Origin of the sequence: Paenibacillus chitinolyticus NBRC 15660 (assembly GCF_000739915.1) — a bacterium.
GTDB classification, from domain to species: Bacteria; Bacillota; Bacilli; order Paenibacillales; family NBRC-103111; genus Paenibacillus_F; species Paenibacillus_F chitinolyticus.
In genome coordinates this window covers 175,940-188,885 of record NZ_BBJT01000011.1, presented here as the reverse complement: position 1 = coordinate 188,885, position 12,946 = coordinate 175,940, and the positions used below count along the sequence as shown (strand labels likewise).

Sequence of the window (12,946 nt, the reverse complement as noted above, 5' to 3'; positions counted from 1 at the left end):
CAACCCTGAAAGTTTATTCCCTGATAGCTCAGTTGGTAGAGCACTCGACTGTTAATCGAGTTGTCACAGGTTCGAGTCCTGTTCGGGGAGCCATATGGAGAGGTGTCCGAGTGGTCGAAGGAGCACGATTGGAAATCGTGTAGGCGAGAAATCGTCTCGAGGGTTCGAATCCCTCTCTCTCCGCCATCTATATATGGCCCGTTGGTCAAGGGGTTAAGACACCTCCCTTTCACGGAGGTAACAGGGGTTCGAATCCCCTACGGGTCACCATCATAATTTTACCTTTGACAAGATTAAAGATTATGATTATAATGTAAATCTATGGACGCTTAGCTCAGCTGGGAGAGCATCTGCCTTACAAGCAGAGGGTCGGCGGTTCGATCCCGTCAGCGTCCACCATAACAAGTTTTTGCTGACGCGGGGTGGAGCAGCCCGGTAGCTCGTCGGGCTCATAACCCGAAGGCCGCAGGTTCAAATCCTGCCCCCGCAATACTTGGAGCTGTGGTGTAGAGGCCTAACATGCCTGCCTGTCACGCAGGAGACCGCGGGTTCGAATCCCGTCAGCTCCGCCATTTTTATCTCAGCATACAAATGGATTTTAAGAACATAATAAGGCTCGGTAGCTCAGTCGGTAGAGCAGAGGACTGAAAATCCTCGTGTCGGCGGTTCGATTCCGTCCCGAGCCACCATTGATAATTACATACGCCGTTGTAGCTCAATTGGTAGAGCAACTGACTTGTAATCAGTAGGTTGGGGGTTCAAGTCCTCTCGACGGCACCATTCCTGGAGGCTTAGCGAAGTGGCCAAACGCAGCAGACTGTAAATCTGTTCTCTGACGAGTTCGGTGGTTCGAATCCATCAGCCTCCACCAGTTTTAGGGGCATAGTTTAAAGGTAGAACAGCGGTCTCCAAAACCGTTAGTGTGGGTTCAATTCCTGCTGCCCCTGCCAATTAACTTCAAAACCTTATATGGCGGTCGTGGCGAAGTGGTTAACGCATCGGTTTGTGGATCCGACATTCGGGGGTTCAATTCCCCTCGTCCGCCCCACTTAATACTCACTGACAATTGCAAGATGTTGGGGGTTAGCCAAGCGGTAAGGCAACGGACTTTGACTCCGTCATGCATAGGTTCAAATCCTATACCCCCAGTTTGATATGCGGAAGTGGCTCAGCGGTAGAGCATCGCCTTGCCAAGGCGAGGGTCGCGGGTTCGATTCCCGTCTTCCGCTCCATTATAATAAGGCGCCATAGCCAAGTGGTAAGGCAGAGCTCTGCAAAAGCTTTACCCCCAGTTCGAGTCTGGGTGGCGCCTCCACCATTCTTTGCCGGAGTGGCGGAATCGGCAGACGCACAGGACTTAAAATCCTGCGGTAGGTGACTACCGTACCAGTTCAAGTCTGGTCTTCGGCACCATAAGTGCTAAAAATCTGTGCCCTTAGCTCAGCTGGATAGAGCGTTTGACTACGAATCAAAAGGTCAGGAGTTCGAATCTCTTAGGGCACGCCATACAAGCCGGTGTGGCGGAATGGCAGACGCGACGGACTCAAAATCCGTTTCTCGCAAGGGAGTGGGGGTTCAAGTCCCTTCACCGGCATCATAAAAGCCTGGTTCCAGTTTACTGGAGCCGGGCTTTTTCCCTTTTTATATCTAGAATTTATGTAGAGTGTTAAATACAAAAAGAAAAGACAGAGGGCTTTTGTACAGTCATGTACAGTAGGCTCCCTGTCTTTCTTTGTTGTTAAGAATGAAGATGGCTTAAGAAATCCGTAATTGCTTTGTTTACTTGATCCGGATGCTCCCGAACGGTAAGATGAGCAGAATCTTTAATTTCGGAATAGGTTGCATTCGGAATAGAATCGGCCATTTTTTTCATGATCGACGGGGGTGTGATCGAATCCTTCTCACCACCGATGACAAGGGTAGGGGCTTGTATGGTAGACAAAGGCTCCGTAGAGTCTTTCCTGAAAGCCATAGCTAAAGATGCGTGGACAAGTCCCAATGGACTCATTCCGTTAATCTGATCTTGTATTTCGCTGGCTAGTCCGGAGCCTTCTCCTTCGGATAGAAGTTTAGGGATCATGGCTTTTGATGCTGCTTGGGGACCCTGTTCCAGGAGGGAAGCCGCCATTTTCATCCGGTTGATTTGTCCTTCCAGAGGATCGGCATCCGGGCGTGTATTCGCGAGTATAAGTCCATTGAAACGATTCGGTGCTTTTCGAAGGAGACTAAACGCTACATACCCGCCCATGGAAAAACCGGCAAGCACCGCTTTTTCCACTTGAAGTTGATCTAAAAGCAGCAGAAGTTCATCCGCCATATGCTCCAGCGTAATTAGATCCTTGTGAGGCTCTGATTGGCCAAAGCCTCTAAGGTCGGGAGCAATGACTCTGTAGTTCGATTCTAACGCCGAAATCTGTTCCTGCCACATCCGGTGGTCCAGAGGGAAGCCATGAAGAAGTAGTACGGCCGGACCGCTTCCCCGTTCTTCATAAAAAGTTTTCAAGCCATGGATAGTTGTAAACATAACGTATCTCTCCTTATTTAGTTGAATTCTTTATATGTATGACAAAAATGCTGATGCACGCAAGCCGGAAGAGTTAAGCAACTGTTCTAAGTGTTAATACTCCTTAACTACAAAAAAGTTTGTTTTAAAATAGAAATATCATTCAGCAGGCGGTATAGACTTGACTTCAGAACGGCCAACACATGCAAACAGCTTCCTAACAAAAGGTGAGGACTAATTGAAAGGAATAAGCAGCTGTTTGTATGACAGGCGTTTAGAATTGCTGGCCGGATAAATGATTCCTAAGATAAAGAATATCTTATTGTTAGTTTGCTCTTTAATTCCCTCTTTAGTCATCCTTGAGGATGACTCAGCGTGCGGTGCTCGGCGTCACAGACGGTGGTCACGCACATGCACAAATGCCTGGAGGGTCCGGTAACTAAATTTTAAGTGCGCAGAGAGTCTTGGAAAGCTCGAAATTTCTTGTGCATTTAATGTTTTCGGGCAGGAGAGCATATCAAAGAGAGAAAATGGTTCGGTTTTGGTGTTTTAAAAAAAGACTCTAAAGAGTCTTATAATCGGATAGGTTGTATATTATTCTTTTAATCCGCTTAGAACGTAGTATGGAAGGCAGGAGATTAAAAGGATCTCCCCCCTAGATGACATTGTCATATCCCTAAATTATTTCCCCGGAAATTTTTGGCATATTACCGAATAATTTAAGAAAATCACGCGAATCATGCAAAAAGCCCGATTCAAAACATTACCCGTTTAACGAATGCATGAAACTCCTCGACAAGATATTTTAAAACGAATCTTTTTCATTGCTTTTAGACGGACGAACACACGTATAGGTAACAGAGAGACTCGGTCAGACACTTAAAACCCCATATACTATTAAGCAGGAGCGGTTGTGGACTGGTGATAGAGGCAGGGGTTGTGGATAACGAGCCATGTATAAGATGGGGCCGGCTTGTTTACAGGCTTCGGCAATGTTTGTGGATATTTGGGGAGGGGTAATAAAGAAGATAGCGAATAATGTTTAATACAGATTCGATTATGAACAAGTGTGCTTATAGGAGGAGGATTATCCATGAAATTGCTTACGTTTCTAGGCGAACAAGGACCGAGGCTAGGTATCAGGCTGGAACAAGGTGTTCTGGACGTTGCCGAAGCGTTAAAAAATATGAAGGGTTACGAGGAAGGCAGTGTTCCTACCGATATGGATCAAGTTATTAAGGGGGGGCCGGAGGCGATTCAGTCTCTGCAAAAGGTTATCGATGATCTTCCGGACACTTCCGAGAATGAGCCTTATCTGTTAGAGGAGTCTTCCTTAGTGTTCGCGCCCTGCGTAACGGAGCCTGGTAAAATCATTTGTGTCGGTTTGAACTATCAAAAGCATGCGGAAGAGACAAAATCTCCGATCCCGGAGCACCCCGTGCTGTTTAATAAATTCAATAATGCTCTAACCGGGCATAGATGCGATGTTTCCCTGCCTAATGTAACTTCCGAGCTGGATTACGAAGCTGAGCTGGTGATCGTCATCGGTCAAAAAGCGAAAGATGTGTCGAAGGAAGAGGCAGCGCAATATATCTTCGGGTATACATGCGGAAACGATCTGTCTGCGAGAGATTTGCAGAGAAGAACTAATCAGTGGCTTCTGGGAAAATCTTGTGATGGCTTTCTTCCGTTAGGACCGTATATCGTCACGGGAGATGAGATCGGGAACCCGAACGAGCTAAAGATCCGCTCTCTCGTCAATGGAGAGCAGCGTCAAAACTCGACGACAGCGGATATGATTTTCAAGGTGGAGGAATTAGTCAGCTACATTTCCCGGCATATGACGCTTCTGCCTGGCGATATTATTTTAACCGGTACGCCAGAAGGAGTGACAATAGGTTACCCGCGGGAACAGCGTGTCTATTTGAAGGACGGGGATCAACTGAGTGTCGAAATCGAAAAGATCGGCACCTTGTCTAATAAAATAGTCGCGGAAACTAAAGTCGAAGAAGGCAAACCGGTGGGGCGTACGCTGGGTGTCTAAACACTGGTCATTCATTGTGGAGAAATTGTTAAGATAATTAATGAAATTAAACGGTGCAATCAGGCAAATCGTTTAAAGTTGTAAAAGGAGCTTTTCATTTATTTGAAAAGCTCCTTTTTTTATAACGAAAAAAAGCTTATAAAATAAAGATTTATGCCACATTTTTACTTACTTCGGATGTCTTTTTCCTTTTTAGGGGGCAGTATTACATTTTCCTAAAACTTCTTTAACAATTTGTTGCTATCCTTTAGTTACCGGAACGTTGGTCACAACGAATACGACAAATGAACGGGGATGATGTGTATGGCGAAAAAATCTTGGTCGACACAGGAGATGGAAAGACTCTGCATGCTTTCCAAAGAATGCCCTCCATCGGTAATTGCCAAGGAACTTGCCCGCCCGGTTACCTCCGTACGGAAGAAGCTGCGTGAGATCGGCGTCACGTATGTAAAGGGAGACGAGTGGAAGCGGAAACAGGTTCAAATGCTGATCTCTGACGAAGCACGCGGAGAACTTCCACGCAGAAACAAGCAAGAATTGACCGAGGAAGCACAAGTCTTGAATGAATTTTGGACAACGCTGTTGTCGATGGCCAGCGTGGCCAAGAAAAAAGGAAAAAGAGTGGACGTTTTGTCCTTTATAGATACGTACCGTAAAATTAAGCTAGGCGGTTGAATAAGCATCTCTTGCGGAACCTTTTGAGGTTTTGCGGGAGATTTTTTTATAGGCAGGAGGCTTCCTCCGCTATTTTTTGGTATAGTGGATAAAAAAGAGGGGAGAGGAGTGTTCCCGTGACGCCTCAGATCGTTTCCATAAACGTAGGAAAACCGAAAAAAATCGTGTATCAGGGAAAAGAAGTGGAAACAGGTATTTACAAAGAGCCGGTTCATCGGCCCTTGTTTTTGTCGAAAACACAGCTTGAGGGAGACGGCCAAGCGGATCTGGAAGTCCACGGAGGCCCCGACAAAGCGCTTTGCGTATACAGTGCGAACCATTATGATTACTGGGAAAAGGAACTGGGGCAGCCTCTTTCTTTCGGAGCATTCGGAGAAAACATCACGATAAGCGGTCTTGAAGAAGAAGAGGTATGTATCGGGGATATTTATGAGCTGGGGGAAGCCCTGGTTCAGGTTTCACAGCCGAGACGTCCTTGTTTTAAGCTAAGTATCCGTTATTCGGATGTAAAACTCCCCGTAAAGCTGCAGGATACGGGTTATACCGGCTTCTACTTCCGTGTCCTGAAAGAAGGAATTATCCCCGAGAACCCTGTCTTTAGACTGGTGACGAAACATGCTCAGGGTTTAACCGTTGAGTTTGTAAATACATGCAAATATCATGACAAGAACAATATTCCCGGCATCCGGATAATTTTGGCGAACGAAGCGCTCGCGGAAAGCTGGAGAGGATCTTTTGAGAAAAAGCTTGCTGAAGCAGTGGATTTGTCGGATCCTGCGCAAAGCGGCGGGGTGAAGGAATGACATCTATCGGTTTGCTAAAAGATAAATTTAACCGCATTCATGATTACTTGCGCATCTCGGTTACCGACCGCTGCAATTTGCGCTGTGTCTACTGCATGCCGGAGGAAGGGATGACCTTCGAACCGGATGAGCGTCTGCTGAATTATGATGAGATTACGGAAGTTGTCCGGGTGTTGGCGGAGATGGGAGTGCGCAAACTGAGGATTACGGGCGGCGAGCCGCTTGTCCGCAGAGATTTGTATGTGCTGATCCGGCAATTGGCGGCTGTCCCGGGTATCGAAGATATTGCTTTAACGACGAATGCCGTTTTTTTCGCTCAGCAGGCCGAGCGGTTAAGAGAAGCCGGACTGACGCGGATTAATATCAGTCTCGATTCTCTTCGTCCGGACCGTTTTAAGCTGATTACAAGAGGCGGAGACGTTGCCCGTGTGATGGCGGGAATAGAGGCGGCCCAGCGGGTCGGGCTGTATCCCGTAAAGCTGAATGTCGTGCTTATGCAGGGATTGAACGACGACGAAATCGACGATTTCCTGCAAATGACGGTCGATAAGGACATACAGGTGCGTTTTATCGAATATATGCCGATAGGTCATCAGGATGATACATGGAAACTCCGGTATGTTCCCCTTTCGTCCGTATTGGACAGGTGTTCCGAACGCGGGTGGAAAGTGGAAGAGGTACAATCCGTAAAAGGGAACGGTCCTTCTCAAAATTACCGGATCGCGGGAGGCAGAGGATCATTCGGTCTCATACATCCGGTGAGCGACCATTTCTGCGCTTCCTGCAACCGGCTTCGGCTGACGGCGGACGGTAACATCAAGCCGTGCTTGTACTGGTCACACGAGTTTAACGTGAGGCCGCTGATCGGGGATGACCGGGCGATCAGGGAGTTATTTTATCAAGCATTGGATGTAAAGCCTGAAAGCCATGAAATGGCGAAAGCGCTCCAGGGGGACGAACCGTCCCATCTGCCGACCGTGAGACGTATGTCTCAAATCGGGGGATAGAGCCGGAGACGCGCCGCGTTATCTTTTTTAGAAGGAGGTCAATCTATGAGTGAAATCAGAAGACTGCGCCGGGAAGAACTCCGGGACAGCTTGGATTTGTCGATGTATGCTTTTCAATACGAGCTGCCGGAGGAAGAGCTTGTCGAAAGACTCGCAACCATGAATCCCGAGGAAACCTGGGGATATTTTATAGACGGGAAGATGGCGTCGAAATTAACCATCCTGGATTTAACAACTTGGGTAAACGGGAAAAAGCTGAAAATGGGCGGGATCGCCGGCGTTGCAAGCTGGCCGGAATATCGCAGGCAGGGAATGGTGGGACAACTGCTGTCGAAAGCGCTGGAAGTGATGAAAGAGAACGGACAGACCTTGTCGTATCTTCATCCGTTTTCATTCGCGTTTTACCGGAAGTACGGCTGGGAGCTGGCTATGACTTTCAAAAAAATCGAAATTCAAACCTCGCAGCTTCCCAAGCTAGGCGCTGCTGAAGGGCGGATCATACGGACGGCTCCCAGTGCGGCCGCGCTCAATCCGATCTATGATGCGTACGCGGCGAGGTTCAACGGACCGATTACGCGTTCCGAGGAATGGTGGGAAACCCGTCTCCTTAAAAAGAAAGGGCACATGGCGGTGTATCTGAATGCGGCCGGGGAGCCCAAAGGATATGTGCATTATTGGATCGAAAATCAGGAGTGCAAGATTCATCAACTGGTTTATCTCGATCAGGATGCGAAGCGGGGGTTGTGGAAGTTTATCGGCGATCACGATTCCATGTTCGACAAGCTGATCATGCAGGCTCCTCCAGACGAGGATTTGGCCTTTGAGATGGATGACCCGCGGATTAAACAGGAGTTGGTTTCGTTTTTCTCGGCCCGGATTGTCGATGTGGAGGGACTCTTAGGCCAACTTCAGCTGCGGCATACGGGGCTGCCGCAGGAGGCGTCTCTCCGCCTGCACGTAACGGACGGGCAGGCGCCGTGGAACCACGGCACGTTCGAGCTTAGGCTGAACGCGCCGGAAGGCTCCGCGGTCGTCGTGAAGACCGCGGATGAACCTGCCGGCGGCAGCGGAGCCGCAGAGGACGGATTAGCGTGCGATATCCGCACGCTGTCCGTCCTGCTGCTCGGCGCCAAGAGCGCCGGCGAGCTGCACCGGATCGGTCGTCTGCAAGGCGACGAACGATCGGTAGAGCTGCTTGCGGTGGTGCTGCCCCGCCGCACATGCTACCTGCCGGACTTTTTCTAGTCCGGCAGAAGAAAAGCCGTACAGCCCGGATTTTTCGGGGCTGTGCGGCTTTTTGGCGCGGGGCGAACCGTTCGCCCCGCGAGGGCCGTTCGACAAACCGCCGGTTGGCGGGGATTGTCGAAGAGAGGGCATATGAGCGCTCAATCAATGAGGAGATCCGGTTCGCGCTCGCCCGGCAAGAGAAGAGCCATTTGACATCCGCAAGGTGGCGCGGGCGGAAAGGGGCGGCGGTTAGCTTAAGAACGCTCAATAAGCAGATGAATGTCCCGGGTCAATCCGGCTTCGTCCGTTAAGCGGGCTTCATACTTTTGCCGGAGCGCATGCAGCAGCTGCCGGAGCCGGCCGATATTTTCGGACACCGCATCTTTGAGATCGGAGATACGGCCCTGGACAATCCAGTCGAAAATAAAACCGTCCATAAAATAATCGGCAAACCCTAGAAAACCGTTATAATCCAGGTTCATTTCGGCAGTGCCCCCGACGTCCTCCAGCTCGCGCTTGAAGCGGCTCATCAGACCTTGAGCGTACTCGATCTGTTCCATCGCTTCATTCGCTTTGCTGCGTTTGATATGGGTGGCGATCACGCCTCCGCCGAACATATCGTAAGTTCCCCAACTTTTGGCCGATCTCAGCAGGTTTTCAGCTTCTTCGAGAGATTCGACGAGCTCATACCCCGCTCGAAGCGCTTCATCCAGCTCTTTGATCTCGGAGAGAGCCTGTCTTTTGGCTTCGTAGAGCCGATTCAACTGCCGGCGGAAATCTTCGCTACGGCCGCGCAGCCATTCTTCTTTTTCCTGAAGCAGAGATGCGGCTTCTTCCTCCCAGCCGAGCAAAGAGGACCGGCGCTGTTCAAGTTCCGCTGTCATCCGGGCTAACTCTTCTTCCGCCAGTCTTGTTTCCTCCGCACGGATGCGGGCTTGAATTGCTTCGGCTTCTTCTTTTTCCAGTTTTTCGATTTTTCTTCCAAGTACGGTATAAAACAAATTGGTAAGGGACGCCTTCTCCAAACGCTCGACATCCCGCGTTTCACTCTTTAGAGCCTTCTCGGCTGCCGTTCGCTGCTCGCCGGCTTGTTTCAGCCTGACCTGAGCTTTTTCCAACTGCTTATTTACCGTTTGCAGCAGACTTTCTTTTTTCAACACCTCGTCGTACCGGTATTTCCAGTCTTCCCGCATTCGTTATCCCGCCTTCCTCAACCGGTTTTGCTTCTTTCCCTTCCATACGTTTGGCAGAAAATAGGGTTGCGTTTTGACGTGTTTAACGGTTCGGGATGATGAATCTTAACCGAAAGTACGGCGTTTTCTGTTTACCCGGAGGCGGGAACGGGCTTCAAATAACGGAGCAGACGTTCTTTTTCAAGGAAGGGTTTGACCTGGACGGAGGTTTTAAACAGAAACGGTTTTCCCGTCGTAGAGAAGACGAGGAGCAAAGGCTCGTTTAACCGCGACGGATCGAGAAACAGGAACAGTTCATTGGAGCTGCCCTGCATCCAGCGGTTATTTATGGCGAGGGGAGGATCCAGCGGAAGTTTCAGGACGACACCCTGCACATTGTCGATTTTCGTCTGAACGGCAATGTCTTTAATGCTTGCCAGCCAGCGGGAAGCTTCGGTACGGATCTCGTCCGTGACGATAAGAGTTTCAACTACCTTTTGTTTGTCTACATCGTACAGCTGTGCGCGAATTTCCCGGGAAAAGGCTCCGGAAGATGGGGGAACGGCATGCGACGGCGTGGCCTGAAGCCTGGCTGTCCACGGGCCGCCGGGAAGGATGATGCCGGATGATCCGGCACCGGACGTGTCGAAAGAGGACAAGCCGGTTCCGGCGGCTTGTGCGGAAACGGCCGATGCGGGAACGAAACCGGCTGCGGCCGTGCATAATAGAGCGATCAGAGCGGTACGCGCTCTAAAGTTTAATTTAGTCATGGAAGTATCTCCTTGTGCCGTTGTTTGGTTGGACTTATTTTCTTATAAAGGCCCGTGAATTATTCCTTGTCGGAAGCGGGAAAACGCATTCCCCGACCTTGGTCCAGGGGATTTGACCGCCAATAGGCGGTGTCGGATGCGCGGCGGATTCGCTACAATAAAAGCATCATTTCTTATCTTGGAGAGGATAGGCGATTGTGATATGCTATGTAAGGATTCGCGGCTCTAAATGACGGTACGCAGCGGCAAGAGTCAGGCGATACGACGGACGGAAAAGATTACAGGCAGACTGCAGCCCGCAAAGGAGGTGCCCCATGGAACAACAAATGAAAAATAACCGCCACCGGAACACGGCTATGCTGTTGATCGCACTGGGGGTTTTCCTCATTCTGGAACGGTGGGTCGGTATATTTGTGGTGATTGCCCTGCTGCTGATGTTTTTCGGCTTTTATAAAGTCCGGTATGAGAATGAGAAGAAAGGCGTTGCCTACATGGGCGTCGGAGCCGTCATTCTGCTGGGCAACAATTTCTCGCTGGTGCTGGCGGTTATCCTGATCTCGCTCGGGATTTTCTATATTAAGTCCAAGAAGGTACAGCCCGGAGACGATTTTATCCAGAAGCAGACCCTAATCGACAGCATCCGTCCCGGCAAAGAGCCCTGGGTGCTTAAAGACAGCAGCATCTGGTTCATTATCGGAGAAGCTCACTTGGACCTGTCTTACGCGATTCTGGAGAAAAAAGAAACGACGCTCGTTCTGCAGGGGATTATCGGAGATGTGCGGCTGATTGTGCCCGAAGAAATAGGCGTATCTATCGAAGCTTCGGTTACGGTCGGACAGATCAGTTCGCCTCTGGAAAAAGAATCTGGAATTATCAACAAGCTTAATTGGATATCTCCTAATTACGAGACGAGAGAACATCAGGTGAAACTAATCGTCTCTTATATCGTAGGGGATATAGACGTTCGCATGCTTTAGAACAACCCATCCGTCTACTGACAAGAGAGGAGAATGGTGCCGTGGACAGCTACAAAAAAAGACTGACGAATATGATCTGGCGAAGCATGGCGGAATCCATTGTTCTTTGTCTGGCGGTGCTTACTTTTATCGTCTATGTGCTTTATACCGCTAAATTTTTAACGCCGCCCGTGCCGTGGACCCAAGGGATCAAAATCGGTGCCATGCTCGTCGGCGGCTCGATCATTCTGGGCTCGGCTTACGGGTATTGGAGCAGCAATCGGACGACGCGCCGGCTGGAGCTGCTGATGGAAACGATGCAAATGCTGGAGATCGGCAGCATTTCCCGCTCGACCCTGCCTCCGCTGGGCGAGGATGAGATCGGACGTTTGGGCGAACAGCTTGGCCGCATCCTGAAAAAGTGGGAGGAGCAGGTCGCTTCTCTCCAGCGTTTGTCGAACAACAACGCCCAGCTTGCGGAGAAGGCACGGGTTTCCGCCATCATTGAGGAGCGGCAGCGTTTGGCAAGGGAACTGCATGATGCGGTCAGCCAGCAGTTGTTCGCGATCTCGATGACGGCTACGGCGGCGCTCCGCACGCTGGACAAGGACTTCGAGAAAGCCCAGCGGCAGATTCACCTCATTGAGGAAATGTCCTCCGTGGCCCAATCCGAGATGAGGGCTCTGCTGCTTCACCTGCGCCCGGTTCACCTGGAAGGCAAACAGCTTTCCGAAGGGCTGATCCGGCTGCTGCAGGAATTGAAAGCGAAAGTTCCCATGGACATTATATGGGAAGTGGACGATGAAATCGCCCTGTCCAAAGGAATCGAAGACCATCTGTTCCGGATTGTCCAGGAAGCCATGTCGAATGCTCTGCGGCATTCGAAAGCGACCAGGCTGGAGCTGCGGATGCAGCAAAAATCCGGCTGGGTCCGCCTGCTTATCCGCGATAACGGGGTAGGTTTCGATCTGGATGAGGAAAAACAGACATCTTATGGTTTATCCACGATGCGGGAACGGGTGAACGAGATCGGAGGATCTCTTCAACTGGTTACGGCTCCGGGAAGCGGAACCCGTATCGAAATCCGGGTACCGATAATGACGGAAGGAGAGGAAGCGTAGTGGACATGGTTAAAGTGCTGCTGGTGGACGACCACGAGATGGTCCGAATCGGGCTGGCGGCCGTTCTTGGTACGGAAGAGGGAATCGAGGTGGTCGGCGAAGCCAGCAATGGGGAAGACGGGATTCGCCTGGCACAGGAATACAAACCGGACGTCGTGCTGATGGATCTGGTCATGGAGGGCATGGACGGGATAGAAACGACGCGCAAGCTGCTCCAGCTTTACCCGGACTGCAAAGTTATCGTGTTAACGAGCTTTCTCGATGACGAGAAGATGTATCCGGTTCTGGAAGCGGGAGCGTTCAGCTATCTGCTCAAAACTTCCCGCGCCACGGAAATCGCCCAGGCTATCCGCGCGGCTGCGAAAGGGCAATCCATTCTGGAGTCGCAGGTAGCGTCGAAGCTCATGAACCGGTTCCGGCAGCCGAAGCCTGCCGCTGCTCCTCATGAAGATTTGACCGAGCGCGAAATGGAAGTGCTCCGGCTCATTGCTGCGGGTAAATCGAACCAGGAAGTGGCCGATGATCTGTTCATCGGAATTAAAACCGTTAAATTCCATGTAACGAATGTCTTGGCCAAGCTGGGCGTGGAAGACCGCACCCAAGCGGCCATTTATGCGTTTAAGCATGGTCTGGCAGAATAGAGCGCAAACTAAAAAGCCCGTACCGCG

At 50.4% G+C, this 12,946-nt stretch carries 11 protein-coding genes and 17 tRNA genes; 25 read left to right on the top strand and 3 right to left on the bottom strand.

Annotation, left to right across the window (positions count from 1 at the left end; all coding sequences use genetic code 11):
* Window positions 1–17 precede the first annotated feature (17 nt).
* The 17 genes from PCH01S_RS23435 to PCH01S_RS23355 all read left to right on the top strand — a co-directional run bounded on the left by PCH01S_RS23435 (window position 18) and on the right by PCH01S_RS23355 (window position 1,594).
* Window positions 18–93 (top strand) — tRNA-Asn (locus tag PCH01S_RS23435).
* A 3-nt stretch (window positions 94–96) separates the two neighbouring features.
* Window positions 97–186 (top strand) — tRNA-Ser (locus tag PCH01S_RS23430).
* A gap of 9 nt (window positions 187–195) precedes the next feature.
* Window positions 196–270: transfer RNA gene (locus PCH01S_RS23425), tRNA-Glu, on the top strand.
* 53 nt (window positions 271–323) lie between these two features.
* A tRNA-Val gene (locus tag PCH01S_RS23420) sits at window positions 324–399 on the top strand.
* A 17-nt stretch (window positions 400–416) separates the two neighbouring features.
* Window positions 417–490 (top strand) — tRNA-Met (locus PCH01S_RS23415).
* Between the two features lie 5 nt (window positions 491–495).
* A tRNA-Asp gene (locus PCH01S_RS23410) sits at window positions 496–572 on the top strand.
* Window positions 573–613: 41 nt separating this feature from the next.
* A tRNA-Phe gene (locus tag PCH01S_RS23405) sits at window positions 614–689 on the top strand.
* Between the two features lie 15 nt (window positions 690–704).
* Window positions 705–780: transfer RNA gene (locus tag PCH01S_RS23400), tRNA-Thr, on the top strand.
* A gap of 5 nt (window positions 781–785) precedes the next feature.
* Window positions 786–871: transfer RNA gene (locus tag PCH01S_RS23395), tRNA-Tyr, on the top strand.
* Between the two features lie 5 nt (window positions 872–876).
* Window positions 877–950: transfer RNA gene (locus PCH01S_RS23390), tRNA-Trp, on the top strand.
* A gap of 22 nt (window positions 951–972) precedes the next feature.
* Window positions 973–1,048 (top strand) — tRNA-His (locus tag PCH01S_RS23385).
* Window positions 1,049–1,077: 29 nt separating this feature from the next.
* Window positions 1,078–1,149: transfer RNA gene (locus PCH01S_RS23380), tRNA-Gln, on the top strand.
* 8 nt (window positions 1,150–1,157) lie between these two features.
* Window positions 1,158–1,232: transfer RNA gene (locus tag PCH01S_RS23375), tRNA-Gly, on the top strand.
* A 9-nt stretch (window positions 1,233–1,241) separates the two neighbouring features.
* A tRNA-Cys gene (locus tag PCH01S_RS23370) sits at window positions 1,242–1,315 on the top strand.
* 9 nt (window positions 1,316–1,324) lie between these two features.
* A tRNA-Leu gene (locus tag PCH01S_RS23365) sits at window positions 1,325–1,413 on the top strand.
* Between the two features lie 16 nt (window positions 1,414–1,429).
* A tRNA-Arg gene (locus PCH01S_RS23360) sits at window positions 1,430–1,506 on the top strand.
* A gap of 5 nt (window positions 1,507–1,511) precedes the next feature.
* Window positions 1,512–1,594, top strand: a tRNA-Leu gene (locus PCH01S_RS23355).
* A 144-nt stretch (window positions 1,595–1,738) separates the two neighbouring features.
* On the opposite strand, the gene PCH01S_RS23350 is transcribed toward PCH01S_RS23355, so the two are convergent.
* On the bottom strand, window positions 1,739–2,524 hold the full coding sequence (locus PCH01S_RS23350) for an alpha/beta fold hydrolase (protein WP_042233651.1): 786 nt from the start codon (window positions 2,522–2,524) through the stop codon (window positions 1,739–1,741).
* Window positions 2,525–3,596: 1,072 nt separating this feature from the next.
* On the opposite strand from PCH01S_RS23350, the gene PCH01S_RS23345 reads away from it, so the two are divergent.
* The 5 genes from PCH01S_RS23345 (at window position 3,597) to PCH01S_RS23325 (ending at window position 8,277) form a co-directional block, all read left to right on the top strand.
* A complete protein-coding gene (locus PCH01S_RS23345; RefSeq protein WP_042233649.1) occupies window positions 3,597–4,547 on the top strand; it encodes a fumarylacetoacetate hydrolase family protein in 951 nt (316 codons plus the stop codon).
* A 303-nt stretch (window positions 4,548–4,850) separates the two neighbouring features.
* Window positions 4,851–5,222 carry a hypothetical protein gene (locus PCH01S_RS23340; protein ID WP_016423567.1) on the top strand — a complete coding sequence of 124 codons (372 nt, stop codon included), beginning with the start codon at window positions 4,851–4,853 and terminating at the stop codon, window positions 5,220–5,222.
* Window positions 5,223–5,338: 116 nt separating this feature from the next.
* Window positions 5,339–6,025, top strand: coding sequence for an MOSC domain-containing protein (locus PCH01S_RS23335; RefSeq protein ID WP_042233647.1), 687 nt, complete (start codon window positions 5,339–5,341; stop codon window positions 6,023–6,025).
* Entirely contained in the window at window positions 6,022–7,032 is a 1,011-nt protein-coding gene (moaA, locus tag PCH01S_RS23330; protein WP_042233645.1) for a GTP 3',8-cyclase MoaA, read from the top strand. Before PCH01S_RS23335 ends, moaA begins: the two co-directional genes overlap by 4 nt.
* Window positions 7,033–7,077: 45 nt before the next feature.
* Window positions 7,078–8,277: a GNAT family N-acetyltransferase gene (locus PCH01S_RS23325; protein WP_042233643.1), complete on the top strand. Its 1,200-nt coding sequence runs from the start codon at window positions 7,078–7,080 to the stop codon at window positions 8,275–8,277.
* Between the two features lie 236 nt (window positions 8,278–8,513).
* Here PCH01S_RS23325 and PCH01S_RS23320 read toward each other — a convergent pair whose 3' ends face one another.
* Window positions 8,514–9,452 carry a hypothetical protein gene (locus tag PCH01S_RS23320; protein WP_042233641.1) on the bottom strand — a complete coding sequence of 313 codons (939 nt, stop codon included), beginning with the start codon at window positions 9,450–9,452 and terminating at the stop codon, window positions 8,514–8,516.
* A 131-nt stretch (window positions 9,453–9,583) separates the two neighbouring features.
* Complete coding sequence (locus PCH01S_RS23315; protein ID WP_042233639.1) at window positions 9,584–10,201, bottom strand: hypothetical protein; 618 nt, start codon at window positions 10,199–10,201, stop codon at window positions 9,584–9,586.
* A gap of 314 nt (window positions 10,202–10,515) precedes the next feature.
* On the opposite strand from PCH01S_RS23315, the gene liaF reads away from it, so the two are divergent.
* From liaF to PCH01S_RS23300, 3 genes are read left to right on the top strand one after another with little or no spacing between them, the layout of a single operon-like run.
* On the top strand, window positions 10,516–11,178 hold the full coding sequence (gene liaF / locus PCH01S_RS23310; protein WP_042233637.1) for a cell wall-active antibiotics response protein LiaF: 663 nt from the start codon (window positions 10,516–10,518) through the stop codon (window positions 11,176–11,178).
* Between the two features lie 41 nt (window positions 11,179–11,219).
* Window positions 11,220–12,278, top strand: coding sequence for a sensor histidine kinase (locus tag PCH01S_RS23305; protein ID WP_042233635.1), 1,059 nt, complete (start codon window positions 11,220–11,222; stop codon window positions 12,276–12,278).
* A 5-nt stretch (window positions 12,279–12,283) separates the two neighbouring features.
* The gene (locus tag PCH01S_RS23300; RefSeq protein WP_036739861.1) at window positions 12,284–12,919 is read left to right on the top strand and encodes a response regulator; all 636 of its coding nucleotides are present in this window, start codon (window positions 12,284–12,286) and stop codon (window positions 12,917–12,919) included.
* Window positions 12,920–12,946: the final 27 nt, after the last annotated feature.

Coding starts and splice junctions, on each gene's coding strand:
- PCH01S_RS23350 (WP_042233651.1), bottom strand. CDS start 2,524: ATGTTTACAACTATCCATGGCTTGAAAACTTTTTATGAAGAACGGGGA.
- PCH01S_RS23345 (WP_042233649.1), top strand. CDS start 3,597: ATGAAATTGCTTACGTTTCTAGGCGAACAAGGACCGAGGCTAGGTATC.
- PCH01S_RS23340 (WP_016423567.1), top strand. CDS start 4,851: ATGGCGAAAAAATCTTGGTCGACACAGGAGATGGAAAGACTCTGCATG.
- moaA (WP_042233645.1), top strand. CDS start 6,022: ATGACATCTATCGGTTTGCTAAAAGATAAATTTAACCGCATTCATGAT.
- PCH01S_RS23325 (WP_042233643.1), top strand. CDS start 7,078: ATGAGTGAAATCAGAAGACTGCGCCGGGAAGAACTCCGGGACAGCTTG.
- PCH01S_RS23320 (WP_042233641.1), bottom strand. CDS start 9,452: ATGCGGGAAGACTGGAAATACCGGTACGACGAGGTGTTGAAAAAAGAA.
- PCH01S_RS23315 (WP_042233639.1), bottom strand. CDS start 10,201: ATGACTAAATTAAACTTTAGAGCGCGTACCGCTCTGATCGCTCTATTA.
- liaF (WP_042233637.1), top strand. CDS start 10,516: ATGGAACAACAAATGAAAAATAACCGCCACCGGAACACGGCTATGCTG.
- PCH01S_RS23300 (WP_036739861.1), top strand. CDS start 12,284: ATGGTTAAAGTGCTGCTGGTGGACGACCACGAGATGGTCCGAATCGGG.